Here is an 18,199-nt window from a genome sequence, read left to right as displayed (position 1 = left end):
GGCTCGTCAGTCGTCAGACAGGTCAGCCCGCTGGGATTCGCGGGGCGTGACCGGCATGCCGGGCGTGATGCGCTGCAGGCCATCGACGATCACCCGCTCGCCCGGCTGGATCGGGCCGCGGACATAGGCGCGGTCGCCATCGCTGTGCACCATTTCGACCGGGCGCGGCACGGCGCTCCAGCCCTCTCCGGATGGGTCTGCGACATACACAGTCCATAGTCCGCGGGAGGCTGCTGAGAGTGCTTTCACAGGCACCCAGAAGCCCTCCTCTCCCACGCTGCGGTCCAGCGCCAGTCTCACAACGGCGCCCGCGGCAATCGAATCCGGGTTCTCGATGTCGAAGACGGCGCCAACCGTGCGCTGATTGGCATCGATCACGCCGGTGACATTGCGCAGGCGCGCCGTCACTTCGCCGGTGTCAGCCACCAGCTTGTATTCCTTGCCCGGCTCCAGCAGCGCCGCACTGGCGGCCGGCAGGCCGAGGCGCGCTTCGAGATGGCTTTTCTCCACCAGTTCCAGGATCGGCTGGCCTGCCGCCGCAATCGCGCCTTCATCGGACAGGCGCTGTGTGACCACACCATCGAACGGCGCCGTGATGGCAGCAAGGTCGATCTGGACGCGGAGCGTATCGGCCTGCGCCTTGGCGGCTTCGACGCGGGCGAGCGCGGTGTTGGCCTGCGCTTCGGCCTCATCAACACGCTGCTGCGAAACATGCCCCTGCAGTTTCAGCTGCCGCTGGCGCTGTACAGTGCTGAGCGCCAGATCGTGCGATGCCCGGGCTTCTTCCACCTGTGCATTGGCCGAAGCGAGCTGTGCCTCCAGGCTGCGCGTGTCGAGCTTTGCCAGCAGCGCGCCGGTCTTCACCTTGTCGCCGACATCGGCCCGGATCACCGCGATCCGCCCGCTGGAGGCAAAGCCCAGCATGCTGGTGCGGCGCGCTTCGGCGAGGCCGGTATAGCTTTCCTTCAGGTCGAAGGCGTCGGTCGGCTCAACCGTAACCACGGCCACAGTCAGCGGCGCCGGGGCTTCATGGGCGACTTTCGGCCCTTCCGCGCTGCGCAGGCGGGTCGCAGCAAAGAACAGGCCTGCGCCGGTCGCGATCAGCAGGAGCAGGAAGACCAGCCCCTTCAGCACGGTGGGTTTCTTCTCCCTGACCTCATTCCCCTCATAAGGGTGCGGGTTCGTCATCAGCGTGTTCCGTTCTTGTGCGGAGGTTCAGCAGGTACGGCGAGGCCGCGCATCACGATGTCTGCATGATACGCGACAAAGTCGCCATCGGTTTGGGTCGGACAGGGCTGGACGTCCGGCAGGATCGGCATGTGGATCATCAGCAGCGCCAGCCCGTGGGAGGACGCCCAGATCGACTTGGCCGCCTTGACCGGCTCCAGCGCCGGATCGAACACGCCGAGCGCCTGCCCCTCTTCCACCAGGTCGACCAGGATCTTGAACGCCTGCCCCTTGGGCGTGGCGATGAAATCGTCCCAGCTGAGATGCCGGCGCACGGCCAGCTCTTCCGGCGTCGGCACGGACGAGAACGCCGCCGCGTAATGATGCGGCCGGGCGGTGGCCGTGGCGACATACGTCGTCACACAGGCGCGGGCCCGGTCGTGAAAATCCTTGTTGGCGGCAGAGACGCCGTCCACACGGTCCAGCAGGCGCTCGAAGAAACTGTCCTTCAGCTCCTCCAGCAGCTCCTCCTTGGAGCCGAAATATTTGTAGATCGCTGACGGAGAGTAATCGATCTCTTCCGCCAGGCGCCGGATCGACAGGCCGCTTTCGCCTTCAGATGCGAACATGCGCTCGGCTGCGGCGAGGATTGCCTCGCGCACCTTGTTGCGCCGCCGCACCGCGGGGGTCTGCTCGAGGGGATAGTCCGAATCCATACCGCGGCCACGATCTATGTTCGAAAAGTTCAACGTTCGAAAAGTGAACAGTGTTCACTAAAATAGACTGTCATCGCCCTCCCGGCAAGCACAGAGTCTGAAAGCCCGCTTTTCGCCCGGATCGGTTCAATGTAGGGACGGCATATGACGAAAAGGTTTCCTCCCGCTCCGCCCCTCGGTGAACCCATGCTGGCTGTACGGCCCAGCGCGGAGGCCCGCGCGCTGCTCGCGCTGCGCCGGTCCGCCAACAAGCAGTTCATGGGTGCCCCCGGCCCTTCGCCGGACGATCTGGACGAATTGCTGCAGATCGCAGCCCGCGTGCCGGACCATCGCAAGCTTTCGCCCTGGCGCTTTGTCGTGTTCGAGGGAGACGCCCGCGCCCGCTTCGGAGAAGGCCTCGCCGAAATCCGCGCCGGACGGGGCGATCCTGAGCCCGAAGTCGAGACCGCCCGCAAATTGCTGCTGCGCGCGCCGGTCGTGGTCTGCGTGATTTCTTCGCCGGTAAATGATGGCCGCACGCCGGTCTGGGAACAGGAACTCTCCGCCGGGGCCGTCTGCTACAACCTGCTGCTGGCGGCCAATGCCAGCGGCTGGGCCGGAAACTGGCTGTCGGAATGGCCGGCTTTCGACGCGGACGCCGGCAAGCTGCTGGGCCTGGAAGAGGGCGAACGCGTCGCCGGCTTCATCTATCTCGGCACTGCCACTGCGGCCCCGCCCGAACGCCCCCGCGCCGACATGGCCGAGAAGATCACCCGCTGGGAAGGCTAGCGCCTAGCCGCGCCCGCGATAGGAGGCGACGCCGGTCTCGGGCACGTAGAGCCCGGCCGGCACCTCACCGGACTGCCAGAACACGTCGATCGGGATACCGCCGCGTGGATACCAGTAACCGCTGATGCGCAGCCATTTGGCTTCGGTGAAGTCGAAGATGCGCTTGCCGATGGAGACCGTGCAGTCCTCATGGAAGGCGCCATGATTGCGGAAGCTGGTGAGGTAGAGCTTCAGGCTCTTGGACTCCACCAGCCACTCGCCCGGCGCATAGTCGATCACGAGATGCGCGAAATCCGGCTGGCCGGTGACCGGGCAGATGGAGGTGAATTCCGGCGCCACGAAGCGCGTCAGGTAGAGCGTCCCGGCATGCGGGTTGGGCACCCGCTCCAGCTCAGCCTCTTCCGGGCTTTGCGGCTGGGCGGTCTGTTGGCCGAGCTGGCCGAGGTTCTGGTAGATCGGATTGTCAGACATTTTAGAGCAACGCCGGAACTGGAATGATGTTGAACAGGAGCCCCATGTAAAGCGCATAGCCCGCCAGAAGAAGCCCCCCTTCCCAGCGCGCGATCCGCTTGCCGGTCATGCCGAATAGGAAAAGGAAGAACAGCGACAGCACCAGCGCGCCGACATCGGTGGAGGTGACAATGCTCTGCCCGCCGCCCTGCATGGCCTCGCCTGCGATGTCCCCGGCATGGTTCTGCATCACGCTGAACGGATGGATCAGCGCCGTCACGCCCAGGATGCCGAGGATGTTGAAGATGTTGGAGCCGATGATGTTGCCAAGCGCGACATCCGCCTTGCCGCTGCGGGCCGCGACCAGCGAGGTCGCCAGTTCCGGCAGGCTGGTACCGACAGCGACGATGGACATGCCGATCACCGCCTCGCTGACGCCGATGTCGCGCGCAATGCCGACGGCGCCGTCGACCATGAAGCGCGCGCCGAACACGATGCCCACAAGCCCGGCGAGCGCGATCAGCAGGCCTTTCACGATGCCATAAGGCGCTTCGACCATCTCGCCCTCACCGGCATGCATCTCGGCCTCTGGCGTGTTGCCCTTCATGTCCGCGACCAGCGACAGTATGATGTAAAGGACCAGCGCGGTGACCAGCAGGAAGCCGCTGAGCCGGGTGAACGCGTCCAGCCAGATCAGCCAGCAGAGCGCCGCCGTCGCGCCGATGACCACCGCCGCATCCCGTTTCAGCGCACCGGGATTGGTCAGGATCGGCTTTACCAGCGCCGCGGCGCCCAGCACCAGCAGGATGTTGGCGATGTTCGATCCCATGACATTGCCGATGGAGATGCCGACCGCGCCGGTATCGATGGCGCGCAGGCTGGTTACGAGCTCCGGCATCGATGTGCCGCAGCCCACCAGGGTCAGGCCGATCACAAGCTCTGAAATGTTGAGCTTTCGGGCGACCGCGACCGAGCCGCGCACGAGCCCTTCGCCACCAAAAATCAGCAGGACAAGGCCCGCCAGCACCAGAAGATAGTCCATCAAAGGGCCTTTCGGAAAACCAGCTGAACATAGTTTACGGGCATCGCCGCACAATGGTTCCGCATCAGCCAGCTGCGGACTAACAGGAAGTTACCGTAATTCATGCAGGATTCAGGCAATCTAAGCTCCCATATTCATGAAATACCGATGAATCTGGTCCAGAACTCGCATGGTTAAATCAATGGCCGGCCGACACATGCCTTCTCGCCCCCGCCAGACGGGTACGGGCCTTGCCCGTCGTGCTGCCAGCCTCGCGCTGGCGGGCACCCTTTCGGCATGCACGCTTCTGGGCGGAAACGCGAACAGCAATGGCGTGACCGGCAACCAGTATGCGGCCGCCTCCCTCGACGGCCTGCCGGACAATCTCGCCGCACGCGCCAATGCCGTGCTGCAGACCTACAAGACGCCGCCCGCCTCCCTGCTGGAGGCCCGCCGCCGGGCAGACAACGCCGCCGGAACCGTCGAGGAATTCCTCGCTGCCGAGGGCTATCTCGCCGCCAGCGCCATTCCCCGGCGGATCGACAGCGCAACCAGCACACCCCGCATCGACGTGATCCCCGGCAAGCGGTTCCGCATCGCCTCGGTCTCGGTCGACTATGACGGCGAGGTGGACGACAAGACCCGCGCGGAACTCGACAAGGCGCAGAAAGGCCTGCTGATCGGCGGCCCCGCGCATACCAGCTCCATCGAGCGGATGGACAAGGTGCTGCTGAACCATCTGAAGGATGCCGGCTACGCCTTCGCCGAGAGCGCGGACATCGACGTGCTGGCCTCACGCCAGGACGCGACCGTGGAGGTCACCTACAAGCTGACCCCCGGTCCGCGCGTCAAACTCGGCGAACTGGTCCTGCCGGACGAAACCAATGTGCGCCCGCGGGCTGTCCGCGTCATGCGCAGCTGGGAGCCCGGCGACTACTACACGCCGGAGAAGATCCGGACACTGAGAACCCGCCTTCGCTCGTCCAGCCTGTATGACGGCATCGGCATCGAGATCGCCGAGACACCCGATACGGATGGCACGTATCCGGTGGAGCTGAAACTGGCGGAGGCGAAACCCCGCTCCATCGGGATCGGTGCCTCCCTGTCCACGACCGAGGGCGCAGGCGTCGACGCCTTCTGGGAGCGGCGCAACCTCACCGGCCGGGGCGATACGCTGCGCGTGGATGGCGCCGTCGCCAATCTCAGCCGTGACCTGACGGCCAGTTACGAACTGCCCAATATCGGCCGCTATGGCCGGACGCTGAATCTGGAAACCGGGGTCCGCCAGCAGGAAACGGACGCCTATGACCTCTCCGGTCTCAAAACCGGCGCCACCTTGTCCCAGCCCTTCAACAAGAACTTCACCATTTCGGCCGGCGCCTTTGTCGATGTGACCCGGACGGTCGAGTATGAGCTGACCCGCTCCGGCCCGTCCGACCCGATTGACCAGGTGACCTTCTCCACGCCGCTCAGCGGAACTTATGACACGGTGAAGGACAGACTGGACCCGCAGGACGGCAACCGCCTGTTCCTGACGCTGGAGCCCAGTATCTCGAGCGGCACGATCAACGCTGTCTACACGCGTTACCTGACCAATGCGACAACCTATCATTCGTTTACCGACGACCTGATCGCTGCGGCGCGGGTCGAAGCCGGCGGCTTCCTGGGCGACACGGACGTGCCGGCCGACCGCCTGTTCTTCGCGGGCGGCGGCGGCACCGTGCGCGGCTATGCCTATCAGTCGCTGTCGCCAACCAATATCGATGGTGATTATGTCGGCGGCGAAGCCCTGTTCGACGCTTCTTTCGAGCTGCGCTGGCGCAAATCGAAACGCTGGGGCTATGCCGCCTTTGTCGACACCGGCGCAGCCTCCACGGACTTCGGCGCGGTCTTCGGCGACCTGCGCACCGCCGCCGGTCTCGGCGTGCGCTACTATCCGGGCTTCGGTCCGATCCGGCTCGACATCGCCACGCCGATCAATCCGCGCGAGGGCGATGACCCGGTTCAGGTCTATATTTCCATCGGGCAGGCCTTCTGATGTCAGCCCTCTCCAAAGCTCTTTCCCCGATCCGGAAACATCCCTGGCTGTCCGGGGCTGCTGCCCTTTTGCTGATCGTGCTCGTCGCACTGATCTCGGCACGCCTCTGGGTCGCCAGCGATGGCGGACGCGCCTGGCTGCTCTCGCAGATCGATGGCCGCAAGGCGGGCGCCTATGGCACGATCGATGCCGAAGGCCTGTCCGGCGACCCACTCGGCAAGATGTATCTCCGCCGCCTGGCCGTGCGCGATACGGAGGGCGAATGGGTCGTGGCGCAGAATGTCTCGGTCGACTGGGCACCCATGGCGCTCATCTCCGGCCTTGTTGATGTCAAGGCCCTCTCGGCCGGCCAGCTTAATTTCATCCGCCGCCCGGTGACGGAAAAACAGCCCCCTTCGGAAGGTGGCGGCAACATCCGCATCAAACTCCGTAGCCTGACCATTCCGGACCTCGCCTTTCAGGAAGGCTTTGCCGGGCCGGAAGCGCATTTCAATGTCAGCGGCCGGTTTGACCAGGCCGGGCGCACCATGGCCGTCCGCCTCGATGCCACGCCGCGCGATGCCGGCACGGACCGTTTCCTGATCGACCTGCGCCGCGAAGAGACCGGACCCTTCAGCCTCGATGCCGACATCAATGGTGCACCGGACGGGGTGATCGCGAACCTCATTGGCCTCGACACCGGCACCGGCGTGTCGCTGAAGGCCACCGCCTCCGGAACGCCGGAAGCCGCCACCGGCGATGCCACGCTGACCATCGGCGACCAGCCGGCCGCCACGGCAGAGCTGACAATCAAGGACAATCGGCTCACAGCGAATGCAAATCTCGACGCCACGCGCCTGCCCATGCTGGACCGCCAGCTGGTCACGCTGATCGGCAGCGAGGCCAGCATCCGCATCGAGAGCACGACCGGGCGGCGCGAAGCTCCCTTCGGCCTTGAGACCTCGCTGCGCGCCGGTGCGCTGTCCGTTCGCAGCGAGATCGACACGCGCAACTGGACGCTGACCGAAGCGGCAAACCTCGATGCCGAGGTGACCGACCTCCAGCCCCTGCTGGGCGAGCCCGGCAAACTCGCCTTTACCGGCATTGCCGCCAAGGACGGGAAGGACTGGCTGCTGCAGGGCAAGGCCGGGCTGGACGTCAGCGGCGAGGCGGCCCTGCCCTTCACGCGCGCGGACGGCCCGCTCAAACTCACCATCGGCCAGAACGACATCCGCTTCACCGGTGACCTGAAACTGACCCGCCTGCTTGGCAATGTCAGTGCCGCCGCGCCGCTGTTCGGAGAGTCCACCGCTCTTCACGCCGAAGGCTCTTACGACCGCGCCGCCCGCCGGGTCGTGTTCGAAACCGCCGACGCCTCGCTGGCCAAAGGCCGCCTCTCGGCCAGTGGTGCCATCGACCTTTCCGCCCGCACGCTGGACCTGACCGGCACGCTTGCCACCGCGATCGACCGGCTGCCCGGCAAGATGCGCGGCCAAGTCTCCGGCCCGTTCTCCGTCACCGGCGGCCTGACCCGGCCAGCTGTGGATTTCAGCCTGGCGGCAAGCGACTTTGCGGGCCTGCCCGATCCGCTGCTCCAGCTGACCGGCACCGCGCCCAAACTCGACGCGTCGCTCAAGGTGAAATCCGGCGCGCTGAACATCGCCTCGGCGACGCTTGCCGGACAGCGGGCCAAAGTGACGGCGAAGGGCGACTGGGCCTGGTCTGGCACGAGCGAGTTGCGCGCAGTCATCGACCAGTCCGCCCCGGTCAGCGCAGGTGGCTGGGACGTCACGCTTAGTCATGGCGTAGTCCGGATTGGTCATGGCCAGAACCGCATTGATTATGACATCGAAACCTCCGGCGGCAGCGCATCCGGCGCCGGGCGGCGGGTCGAAGATCTGGCCCTGACCGCGAAGCTGATCAGCGCCGGAAATCGCCTCAGCGGCCCGCTCACCCTGCGCGCCACGGCCGATGGCGAGCCCGTCTCCGCAGACGCCAATCTGGTGCGGGCAGATGGCCTCACCCAGTTGACCGGCCTCACCGGCACGCTGGGCCCCGGCACCTTCAGCGGCGCCGTGTCGCTGGCCGATTCCGGCGATCTGACGGGCGATATAGACGTCGACGGCACAGCGCTCTCCTGGAGCAGCGGCGAAGTCCGCGAGGCTGAAGGCACAATCCATTTCGAGCGCAAGGGCGACGACCCGTTCGCCCTGAAAGCAGACCTGAACGTCACAGACCTCGCCCTCGGCCCCGGCCGGGCACTCGTGTTCGACAAGGCCAGCGCCACGCTGCGCAATGCCCCGGAAGGCTATGACATCCGCGCCCGGCTGATTTCCGAGGTCCCCACCTACCCGACGGACCTGACCTTCATCGCCTCCGCCAGCTTCGGCGAACCGGCCGCGAACGGCATGTTCGAACTCTCGGGCACAGCGCTCGGCGAGCCCATTGCCACCGCCGCCCCGGCCCATTGGCGGCTGGGCGAGACGCCGGAACTGGATGCCGACATCTCCCTGCTGAGCGGCCGGTTCAAGGCGGGCTTCACCGGCGGCGGCGACGAGACGCGCCTCGTTTTCGATGCGACCGGGATCGACCTCAGCCCGGTGCTTGCCCTCTACGAAACCACGACCAACCGGACCCATCTGGAAGGCCATGGCGACCTGCGCGTGTTCGGGGCAGACCCGTCCGGCACAGTCCATGTTGTGGCGGCCAGCGATGTGCCGGGGCTCGACTCTTCCTTCATGCTGAACCTCGACGGAACGCTGGACCGCAACAGCCTCTCCATCGACCTGAAAAGCGACTATGGCGGCCGCCTCGTCTTGACAGGCAGCGCAGATGTGCCGGTCACCGCCGAAGCGGGCAAACTGGTCGCGCCGAACCGGACGGCCGCGCTGAAAGGCCAGGCCAGCCTCACCGGCGACCTCGCCGTGCTGCGGACGGCCGCCCTCGCCTATGGCCATGACATCAGCGGCAGGATCGACGCCTCCGCCAGCCTCGCCGGGACGCTTGACGCTCCCGCCTATCAAGCAAAGGCGAGCCTCCGGGATGGTACTTATGAACTCGGCAGCATGGGCTTCCAGCTGTCCGCTGTCTCTGCCGATGCAGACTATGACGGGGACGTCCTCAATGTGACCGGCAAGGCCAGCGCGCCGGGCGGCGGCTCATTCTCGCTGGACGGCCGCCTCGCCGGTGAGCGCACCGACCTGGAAGCTGATTTCCAGAACCTGCTGCTCTATAACCGCGACGGCGATAATGCGCGTGGCACGGGCAAGCTCGTCCTGGCCGACAGTGCCGAGGCACGAAATCTCTCCGGCGACGTGACCATCACACAGGCGCGCTTCTCGCTCGACAATCTGCCTTCATCGCGCCCGCACGCGTTGGACGTCCGCTGGACGGACGACCCGCCTGCTGAGCCGGGGACCAGCCGCCTGCGCCGGACGCTTGGCCTCGACATCGCCATCAAGGCCGACCGCCGTGTTTATGTAACGGGCCGCGGCCTCGACAGTGAATGGAAGGCGGATCTCAAACTGACGGGCACACCCGCCGCCCCGCGCCTAAACGGCACGACGACGCTGATCCGCGGTGATCTCGACCTGGCAGGCCGGCCTTTCGTCTTCGACACAGGGACGATCACATTCGACGGTCCGGTCAATCGCGCCCAGATCAGTCTCTCGGCCGACCGCACGGTGAATGGGTTCAAGGTGCAGGCCAATGTGACCGGATCGCCACTGAAGCCCGTGATCGAACTCTCCAGCTCCCCGGACCTGCCGCAGGATGAAATCCTTTCCCGGCTGCTCTTCGGCCGGTCTTCAATGGACCTTTCGGCCCTGGAAGCGGCGCAACTGGCGAACACAATCGCGACACTGTCCGGTAATTCGACCGGCTTCGACCCGGCCAGCGAAGTACAGGCGGCGCTCGGGATCGACCGATTCTCCATCGGCACATCGGAATCCGGCAGCGCTGAGATTGGTGTTGGCCAATATCTCAGCGATGATGTGTATCTCGAACTGAAATCTGCAGGGGCCGAAGGCAGTTCTGTAGAGGTCGAATGGCAGCCCCGGCCGCAAGTGTCCGTGACCTCTGAAACAACTGCAACAGGCGAGAGCAAAGTCTCCATAAGGTGGAAAAAAGACTACTGATCGATAGGCAAAAAGCCTGTTGTCACAGCAACTTATACAAGAACTACCCCAAAAAGTTGAGCGTCAGCACCCTTCGGGATAAAGCTTGATTTTATAGGTGGTTAGGGTCCCCCTTTACCTGTATCTACAGAATATAACATTCGCTATCTTACAGCCCGACAGGGTCAGTGTTTCAATTTTTTTATAAGCATAAAAGTTGCTTCCACACCTTTAGAGAGAACACGGTGCTACTCGGAAATCTGTAAACTTCTGAGGATAACGAAAAGTGCCATCTCGCCGACAGACTACATCCCGCGCCCCAACCGCAATCGACCAGATGGTTGGGGAAAAAATTCGCAAACTTCGCCTTGATCGCAACATGACCCTGGCCGAACTCGGCACGGAACTGGGTATTTCTCACCAACAGCTGCAGAAATACGAAACCGGTACCAACCGCCTGAGCGCTGGCATGTTGTCGAATGTGGCGGACGTTCTGCGCGTCGAGATCACGGACCTGTTCGAAGATACCAAAGCCAATGCGGGCAACGCCCCCGATCCGCTGGAGAAGGCTCGCAACGAATGCCACTCCTGGGTCAACCGCGCCAATTCCGTCGAAAAGCTCGGCGCCATGGCCCGCGTCCTCAAGGCCCTGTCGGCAGACTGACCGGCCTTACGGATTTCAATTGATCGCCCGGCTTTCAGGTTCGCCTAGAAAGTCCGGGCGATTTGCGATTCTGCCCCGCGCATGATCTGCGCCGGGTGCACGAACGCATCCCGGAACCAGGCGATCCGGCGCTCGTCGAAAATCGTCCACAGCCAGTCCAGCACAGCCTGGCCCTGCGGCAGACGGCGCACACGTTCGGTATAGGTCAGCCAGAACTGGATCGGGGCGATCTCCGGCAGGTTCAGCGGCTGCAGCCGGTTGTCCACCTCGCCCAGATAGGATGGCAGCACTGCGATGCCGCCGCCATTCGCACAGACCTCGATCATTGCCGCGGCAGAGTTGGTCACCAGCGAATAGTCGATCATCTTCTTCAGCTCGGCCACCCGCGGCGCCCAGCGCTCAATCTGGTGGACATACCCCTCGTGAAGGATCGTCTTGTAGCGATAGTACTCAAAGAGGCTGTTCGGCAGCTGGCCAACTTCTTCCAGGTAAGCCTCGGAGGCGAAGCTCATATAATGGAGCACGCCAAGCTTCCGGCCGATGATTTCCGGCGATTTGGGCTCGGTAAACTGGATGGCGATGTCCGCCTCGCCTTCCATCAGATCCGGCACCCGGTCCACCACGCGCATCCGCAACTGGACCTTGGGGTTCATCGCCTGAAATTGCGGCAGGCGCGGAGCGATCCAGTAGGGCCCGAGGCCGTCACCGGTAGCCAGAACGATGCGCCCCTCGACATCCCGGTCGCGATGACCGGCATTTTCGAAGACCTCGCTCACCGACTCGGCCATCGCATGGATATGGCTGAGCGCGATCCGGCCGGCATCCGTCAGCTCCACCCCGCGCGTCGTTCGCACGAGCAGGACCGTGCTCAGATCCTTTTCCAGCTGGTCGATCTTGCGCCCGATGGTGGGCGCGGATTCCTGGAGACGGTGCGCGGCGGCGTTCATGCTGCCCAGTTCCGCAACGATGCGGAAAACGCGCATATTGTCCCAGTCCATCCGCTCGGTCATTATCGTGCCATCTGGTTCACTCAATGCCGTCACCTCTCCCATCTGGAACAGATGACTACACAGGCTACACGTCGCCAGCGCAATACTTTGGCGCAGATACGACAAGCATTGATCCAAGGATGCCGGGGAATTTCCCATGGTGCCGGCTGCAGGACTCGAACCCGCGACCCTCTGATTACAAAAATGAAGAAAGTAAAATCATTCAAACACCAACCCAATAATTACAATGCTCTAGCTAACTCTTATAATCCCAGAACACCACAGAATCACATCAAAATTGAGTATTTGCGCGCCAATTGCGCGCCAGTCAATTTTGCCTCTTTGGTGTGACAGAGCTCTCCGAGAGAATGACTTGCCAGACGATTCGCACGCCGAAAACCATGTACTCTCCGTATTCCGACATGGCGGTTGTTGCAGGGCGCATTAGAAGCGACTTTCATGTTTGCGGGAACCAAGTTCGACCGCGAAGGTGTCACGCGCCTACAATATCTATGGATTGCAATCCCGTTCGATCGGGCCTGCCCCTCTCCACCTTTACGAACCGTAGGTGAACCGCACCAGACGGTCAGAAAACTAACCTGCGATCACGGCCAAAAGGGCCCGGCAAATCACCGATTTCACATGATCGACTTGCAAAGGTGTGGAGACAAGGAAAGCTGGCTCATTGTCTCTACCAATACGCATGCGGTCTTGAAGGCTTGTGATGACAATACTCGGCGCTTTGTGGAATTTGCGAATATCGTCCAGCGCGCCGAAACCGGATGATCCATCTGCAAGCTGACTTTCGACCAACATAAGTCCCGGTCGGGTTGCACGGGCCTCTCTGACGGCATCTCCCCGTGTATTTGCCTGAGCGATTATTCGGTGACCAAGGCTTTCTACGATTTCCTGCAGCTGCAATGCAATCCTGCCTGTACCTTTGACGATCAAAACGTCCGTTGCCAGCGAAGAAGCAAGTCTCTTTTCTGTCTCGTTCATGATAACCGTCAGGTCGTGCGGTCTGACCTTCAGGATCATTTCTACAGCGGTCGGATCCAGTTGTTCGACGGCGGTGAGAAACAGCGCCCTGCGAGACAAAAAGGAAAGCCTTTGAAAGGCTGTATTCGGCTCAGTCAGTGAGGGAGCCGGAGCAAGGTTTACAAGGATCTCATCAAGCAACGCAAAAAGCTCAATTCGGTCTTTCGGAAGATGTGCATCTGATGCCTGCGGCGTAATGACATGCTCCAAAAGCAAGGTCTCGACGCACAAATCTCCCGTCATCTGATTGCCGGAGATCACCCGCGCGTAACGCCGCAGATAGGGCAACTCCTTAGTGACAAGCTCATACAACACGCGGGTAGCTCTCCAGTGTCAGAAACTTCTTTTGAAGTATTCGTGGAGTAAAAAATACCGGCACGACAGTCTGGACAATCCAATGCAGACCCGGGCTGAGACCGGCCCGCCCGCAGTTACGCTTTTCAATACTCCGTATTCGAATGCTCTTACCGGTAAATATGACCTCTACAGCAGGAGCCCAATAGAATTCCCGAAATTGTGCAAAACCACAGGAAGCAGAATACTCCCGGTACGCAATCTCAACCAATACGCAATTGTCGCCGGCCCGGCTGTCCACAACATGGCGGCCCCATCAAAATGAAACGCTCCACCCGAAAACCTGAAAGCGTGCGCCAATCCGAACAGGCCTGCTGTGAGCAATACGCCCCAGCCCCATTCGATACCCAGAAAATGAACCCGCGCCGGAAACGCCTGATTTAGAGCATAAAGTAGTATACCACTATAGAACGCTTCCTCCTCTAGTCCCGGAAGTGTCATTTGAAATGCGGCTGTTTCAGGATCCAATGGATCATTCGGCAATATCAGTGCCAAGATCACAAGAAGTACAAGCACAACAGTCACAACACTTGCGATTGCGACTTGTCCTTCACCTCGTTGTGAAACTGTGAAACCAACACGTCGCCAACCAAAGGCGGGAGATGACGCCACAATGAGCGTGGAGACAAGCGCGAGCGCCTTGCCTTGCCAGTTCCAATTTGCGTGCGGCAGAATGCTTGGAAACAGCCCATAGCCACGCACCAGCATGAAGTCGTTCAGGGCGACAAGAGCCGCTGCGATCAGAAGCCAGCGCAGCTTGAAGCCGCCTCGCTCGATCCCCCCAAGAACCGTCCCCACAAAAAGCAATAGGCCGACTATTGCTACGATGGAAATCAAACTGTTCATATGATCTACCCACAATTGCGCCCCAGGCTGCCCGCGAGCCTGACACTCGCGGTGCCTGTGCCAAACACACCAACCGGCTACGCAGGCCGAAGAGCCCGGCCTAAACTGATCGGCTCAACGTCCAAATCCACTGGGTGCAAAAGCCTGGCATCTGCTCCGTCACATCCCGCCTCAGTCGCGTTCACAAAGCCCCTCTGATCTGACCTGTGCCATGACGCCTGACACAATACGGTCACAACGTTCTCCGGCGAAGCTGAATACTTCGCCAACCGCGATGTCGATGTCTTGCGCGAGACTCTCACGCAATAACGCCCGCGCACGGAAATACCGTGTACGTACTGTCGCCGCCGGAATGTCCAATACCTCCGCAACCTCATCCACGCTCATTTCCTCAATCGCCCGCAACATAAAAACGCTCCGGAACACCTCCGGCAGCATGTCGATGTGCGCCTCCAGGAGGGCGCGGACCTGCACCCTTTCGACGGATTGTTCCGGACCGTGGTCTGGAGCTTCGGTGAGCGCCGACTGCATGTCATCATCGGACGAGATCATGGCTGCCTCCAAAGGAATGATTTGCGCGCTCTTCCGGCGCATTCGGCCAAGCGCTTCGTTCACGGTGATCCGGACAAGCCAGGTTGACAATTTACTGTGCCCGCGGAAGCTCGAAAGTGCTCGCCACGCTTGCAGCCAGGCCGACTGAGCTACGTCTTCCGCTTCTCCGTCACTTCGAACGATGCCGCGCGCAGTCCGGAACAAGAGCTGGTTGTGCCGGCGCATGATCGCTTCAAAAGCTGCACTATCGCCTTCTCGAGCAAGTCTGGTCAGGTCATCATCCGAAAAGGCTTTGGAATATCGAGATGGAATACGGTATTCTTCATTCGTCATTTTCATCCCCTGGGGTTGTAGCAAAACTGCCGGCAATTGCCTGGGTCTTCTCGGACTGGTCACCTGCGAATGGTCGCTATTGGCAAGCCCCCGCCTTCGGATTCTATGATACGGATGATCATTCATATCATTGGTACCGCCCATTTCTCAGCCCGAGGAACTCACGCCGCAAGGCATCGTTTTCCAGGAACGCGCCGCGCATAATCGAACTGGTCATCACAGGCTGCTCATCCTTGATACCGCGCCATTGCATGCAATAGTGATCCGCCTCCATCACGACTGCCAGCCCATCCGGCCGTATGCGTCTTTCAAGTTCATCGGCGAGCATGATAACAGCCTCTTCCTGGATCTGTGGCCGGCTCATGATCCACTCACAGAGGCGAGCATATTTCGACAGACCGATCAGTTCCGCATCCGTATTGGGCAGGACGCCGATCCAGATCTTTCCCATGATTGGACAAAGGTGATGAGAGCATGCGCTTCTTACGGTCACCGGACCGACTATCATCAGTTCGTTGAGCCGCGACACATTCGGAAAACTGGTGATGGAAGGCGCTGCGCTATAGCGACCGGCAAAGACTTCATCGACGAACATTTTTGCAACTCGCCGAGCGGTTCCGGCGGTATTGTGGTCATTGTCTATATCTATCACCAAGGCATCAAGCACCTCCATCATACGGTTCTCGACTTCAAGGCGCAGTTCATCCAGCTCACCGTCCTCAATGAAGGCAGCAATGTTATCATTGGCACGAAACGTCTGACTCGCTGTCCTCAGCCTTTCCCGGATCCGGTTTGATGCAGACGCCCCCTCAAATGCCAGGGCCGGGGTCGGCAGTTTATCAAACATCTTCAATCTCCTGTTGGGCGCAGCGCACTCCGTTCACCGCGACTGCGTGACGGCCAATGCGGGGCAGATACCATTACTTGGGCGGGGTTCGGCCGACCCCATGAACATAAACCAGGCGACCACCAAACAAGCCGCCAATCACCAGCGCGATGACCCCACCTGCGTCGAGCACAAGCGAAACCGAATTCGGCCCATGCAACTTCATTTGCTCTAGCCGCACGAGCAAGCTCAACGAGAACAAGGTGAAAGCAGCCAACATCGCTGCCATGTGAACCCAGGCATCCTTCATGGGAGCCCCGTCAGGAACACGCCGCAATTCGACCATGCCGGCAAGCATCGCGAAGACTGCCATCACACAGCCTATGGCGAGCAATCCGCCCGACCAGCCTGTAGGAATTTTCCCGAACCACAGACCGGCGATGTCGGAGCCGGCTGCGAGCGTCCAGCAGGCGATTGGAAAGTGCACAATTGCGGGATGCAACGGATGGCTCATGACTCAGAAAACCTGGGACAAAATGATCAGGAAACCAGCAACGGCAATTCCGGCATGGGCGACAACGGCGACCTTGGGCGGCAGGCTTTTGCGCAAGTGAAATGACGCGAGAAAAAAGCCAGCAACCGCCGCCAACAGCAAAATGGCGAAACCAATCAGAACGATCTGCGAGGCGCCTTGCAACAAGGCCGCGACTAGAAGGCCAAGGCCCAGCGCCCCAAGACCGGCGTGCAGGAGCGATACCGCCCAGGGTGCAAATTTATCGCGCAGTGTATGCGCCGCGAGAAACAATCCCCCAGCAGCTGCAATTGCAAATACGATACTGGCGTAATTGATCATGGGTAATCCCCTCCGATTGGTGCCGTCCAGCGGCAGAAGGCTCGCTGTCTGACCATTGGATGCGTTTGCAGGCCTCTGCGTTCCCGGGTTTGGGAAATTTCTGGAGAAATCGCAGTTGGGCGCCCGTCCCCTTGTGGAACGTCTTGGAAGTTGGAGACGGTGATCGCAGCACTTTAACCAAGCCATTTTCAGGATGTGGCCTAGCCGCATGTCGTGAACTATCAGGAGAAACATCTGAGCTTTCGCTGAATAGAAATACAGAAAGTTCTGACTGTGCCGGGAACATTCTTCGAGTTTCTGCATCCAATGATCAGAGCGCCGATCAATGGCTCTCCGAGAAACTCGCAAAGGACTCACGATGAAGATTTTATCCCCCCTGTTTGTTGCTGCCTCGCTTTTCGTGGCCGGCCCGGCATTCGCACATGATGAAGACGCCCTGAAGTCGGCGCCTCCCGGCGCCCCTTACATACAGGTCAGTGACGCACTCCCCCTGCCGGAGTTCATTCCGGGCCTCGGCACGCTTTTTGTGGTGCCCGAAAATCTGCCTGCAGGCCCCTTCCTTGCCTATGACCATGACGGCAAACTATCTGCCACGGTTTACATGACACCCCTTGAAGACCTTCAAAACGGCAGCGCCTACGACGATCTGGGGATTGGTTCGCACACGGTGAGTAGTGTTGATATCTACTACAATGCCGGCCACCCCGGCGTGGAAAAACCTCACGCTCACATCGTGCTCTTCCACGATGCCGGAGCCAAGGAACGACTGGCCAAATGATCACCGAACGCCGACAGTTTCTCGCATTGGGGGGCGGCCTGAGCGCCGCCCTCCTCCTACCAATATCGCTTCAAACGACGCGTGTCGTTACCATCGAAATGCGTGGCACTCCACGGGGTGAACGGATCTGGTTCTCACCGCAAGGTCTGGCGGTTTCGCCGGGCACAGCGGTGCGCTTCGTCAACCATGACAGAGGAAGCGGTCACACTGCGACGGCATACCATCCCGCAAATTTTGATCGCTTACGACGCATCCCCGCCGCCGCCGAACCGTGGGATACCGGTTTCCTGATGCCGGGTGAAAGCGCAGAAGTCATCCTGACGGTTCCAGGCGTATACGATTATTACTGCGTTCCACATGAAATGGCCGCAATGGTTGGCCGGATCGTAGTCGGTCGTCCCGGAGATCGCGGGTGGCAAGGGCCTTCCCCGGCAACAGACGATGTTTCACCCGAAGTTCTGGCAGCATTGCCTTCTGTCGACCAGGTCTTGACACGAGGCAGGGTTGAAGCCGCTGGCAAATAGACAGAGTTGCCGTGCCCCTGACTGACCAGTGACTTCCTGTTTCAGGCACAAATCTGAGACCGTCTTTTTGAAGCCCGAGAGAAGAACACGCAGGCGAGGATCTCCCATCCGTATCCGGATGGGAGTCTCACCCTAAAGGGTCTCTGCATTTCCCCTGACACACGCGTACGATTAGAATTTTCCCGAAT

Annotated in this window: 17 protein-coding genes; 6 read left to right on the top strand and 11 right to left on the bottom strand. The window is 61.2% G+C overall.

The window, feature by feature from the left end; genetic code table 11:
- Positions 1–6: 6 nt before the first annotated feature.
- Positions 7–1,188, bottom strand: a complete 1,182-nt coding sequence (locus HJA_RS04195) for an efflux RND transporter periplasmic adaptor subunit (protein WP_035578579.1) — start codon at positions 1,186–1,188, stop codon at positions 7–9.
- On the bottom strand, positions 1,188–1,883 hold the full coding sequence (locus HJA_RS17840; protein WP_051597343.1) for a TetR/AcrR family transcriptional regulator: 696 nt from the start codon (positions 1,881–1,883) through the stop codon (positions 1,188–1,190). The genes HJA_RS04195 and HJA_RS17840 overlap by 1 nt, the downstream gene beginning before the upstream one ends.
- A 144-nt stretch (positions 1,884–2,027) precedes the next feature.
- On the opposite strand from HJA_RS17840, the gene HJA_RS04185 reads away from it, so the two are divergent.
- Positions 2,028–2,651 (top strand): nitroreductase family protein, encoded by a 624-nt coding sequence (locus HJA_RS04185; RefSeq protein WP_081814514.1) that lies wholly within the window; start codon positions 2,028–2,030, stop codon positions 2,649–2,651.
- Between the two features lie 3 nt (positions 2,652–2,654).
- On the opposite strand, the gene queF is transcribed toward HJA_RS04185, so the two are convergent.
- Both queF and HJA_RS04175 read right to left on the bottom strand, forming a co-directional pair.
- The gene (queF, locus tag HJA_RS04180) at positions 2,655–3,122 is read right to left on the bottom strand and encodes a preQ(1) synthase (RefSeq protein WP_035578577.1); all 468 of its coding nucleotides are present in this window, start codon (positions 3,120–3,122) and stop codon (positions 2,655–2,657) included.
- A gap of 1 nt (position 3,123) precedes the next feature.
- Entirely contained in the window at positions 3,124–4,143 is a 1,020-nt protein-coding gene (locus HJA_RS04175) for a calcium/sodium antiporter (RefSeq protein WP_035578575.1), read from the bottom strand.
- 196 nt (positions 4,144–4,339) lie between these two features.
- Between HJA_RS04175 and HJA_RS04170 the strand changes: the two genes are divergently transcribed.
- The 3 genes from HJA_RS04170 (at position 4,340) to HJA_RS17835 (ending at position 10,918) form a co-directional block, all read left to right on the top strand.
- Entirely contained in the window at positions 4,340–6,160 is a 1,821-nt protein-coding gene (locus tag HJA_RS04170; protein WP_162177028.1) for an autotransporter assembly complex protein TamA, read from the top strand.
- Positions 6,160–10,275, top strand: coding sequence for a translocation/assembly module TamB domain-containing protein (locus tag HJA_RS04165; RefSeq protein ID WP_035578571.1), 4,116 nt, complete (start codon positions 6,160–6,162; stop codon positions 10,273–10,275). The genes HJA_RS04170 and HJA_RS04165 overlap by 1 nt, the downstream gene beginning before the upstream one ends.
- 316 nt (positions 10,276–10,591) lie before the next feature.
- On the top strand, positions 10,592–10,918 hold the full coding sequence (locus tag HJA_RS17835; protein WP_081814512.1) for a helix-turn-helix domain-containing protein: 327 nt from the start codon (positions 10,592–10,594) through the stop codon (positions 10,916–10,918).
- Positions 10,919–10,962: 44 nt separating this feature from the next.
- Here the strand turns inward: HJA_RS17835 and HJA_RS04155 are convergent, their stop codons facing one another.
- The 7 genes from HJA_RS04155 to HJA_RS04125 all read right to left on the bottom strand — a co-directional run bounded on the left by HJA_RS04155 (position 10,963) and on the right by HJA_RS04125 (position 16,709).
- Positions 10,963–11,952, bottom strand: coding sequence for a LysR family transcriptional regulator (locus HJA_RS04155; protein ID WP_162177027.1), 990 nt, complete (start codon positions 11,950–11,952; stop codon positions 10,963–10,965).
- Between the two features lie 549 nt (positions 11,953–12,501).
- Positions 12,502–13,260 (bottom strand): response regulator, encoded by a 759-nt coding sequence (locus tag HJA_RS17830; RefSeq protein WP_051597340.1) that lies wholly within the window; start codon positions 13,258–13,260, stop codon positions 12,502–12,504.
- A gap of 168 nt (positions 13,261–13,428) precedes the next feature.
- Positions 13,429–14,145, bottom strand: coding sequence for a CPBP family intramembrane glutamic endopeptidase, BDIM_20840 family (locus HJA_RS04145; protein ID WP_035578567.1), 717 nt, complete (start codon positions 14,143–14,145; stop codon positions 13,429–13,431).
- 171 nt (positions 14,146–14,316) lie between these two features.
- Complete coding sequence (locus HJA_RS04140) at positions 14,317–15,030, bottom strand: RNA polymerase sigma factor (protein ID WP_155839856.1); 714 nt, start codon at positions 15,028–15,030, stop codon at positions 14,317–14,319.
- Positions 15,031–15,157: 127 nt separating this feature from the next.
- Entirely contained in the window at positions 15,158–15,877 is a 720-nt protein-coding gene (gene folE, locus HJA_RS04135) for a GTP cyclohydrolase I (RefSeq protein ID WP_051597339.1), read from the bottom strand.
- 73 nt (positions 15,878–15,950) lie between these two features.
- Positions 15,951–16,370, bottom strand: coding sequence for a DUF2231 domain-containing protein (locus tag HJA_RS04130; RefSeq protein WP_035578565.1), 420 nt, complete (start codon positions 16,368–16,370; stop codon positions 15,951–15,953).
- A 3-nt stretch (positions 16,371–16,373) separates the two neighbouring features.
- Positions 16,374–16,709: a hypothetical protein gene (locus HJA_RS04125; protein ID WP_035578562.1), complete on the bottom strand. Its 336-nt coding sequence runs from the start codon at positions 16,707–16,709 to the stop codon at positions 16,374–16,376.
- Between the two features lie 358 nt (positions 16,710–17,067).
- Here HJA_RS04125 and HJA_RS04120 point away from each other — a divergent pair, with 358 nt between their 5' ends.
- Both HJA_RS04120 and HJA_RS18340 read left to right on the top strand, forming a co-directional pair.
- Positions 17,068–17,487 (top strand): hypothetical protein, encoded by a 420-nt coding sequence (locus tag HJA_RS04120; RefSeq protein ID WP_035578559.1) that lies wholly within the window; start codon positions 17,068–17,070, stop codon positions 17,485–17,487.
- Positions 17,484–18,011, top strand: coding sequence for a cupredoxin domain-containing protein (locus tag HJA_RS18340; RefSeq protein WP_035578556.1), 528 nt, complete (start codon positions 17,484–17,486; stop codon positions 18,009–18,011). Before HJA_RS04120 ends, HJA_RS18340 begins: the two co-directional genes overlap by 4 nt.
- The last annotated feature ends 188 nt before the right edge of the window (positions 18,012–18,199 follow it).

The sequence above is a fragment of the Hyphomonas jannaschiana VP2 genome, assembly GCF_000685215.1.
GTDB lineage: Bacteria > Pseudomonadota > Alphaproteobacteria > Caulobacterales > Hyphomonadaceae > Hyphomonas > Hyphomonas jannaschiana.
Note: the sequence above shows the minus strand (reverse complement) of the source record. Positions and strands in the feature narration are given on the sequence as shown.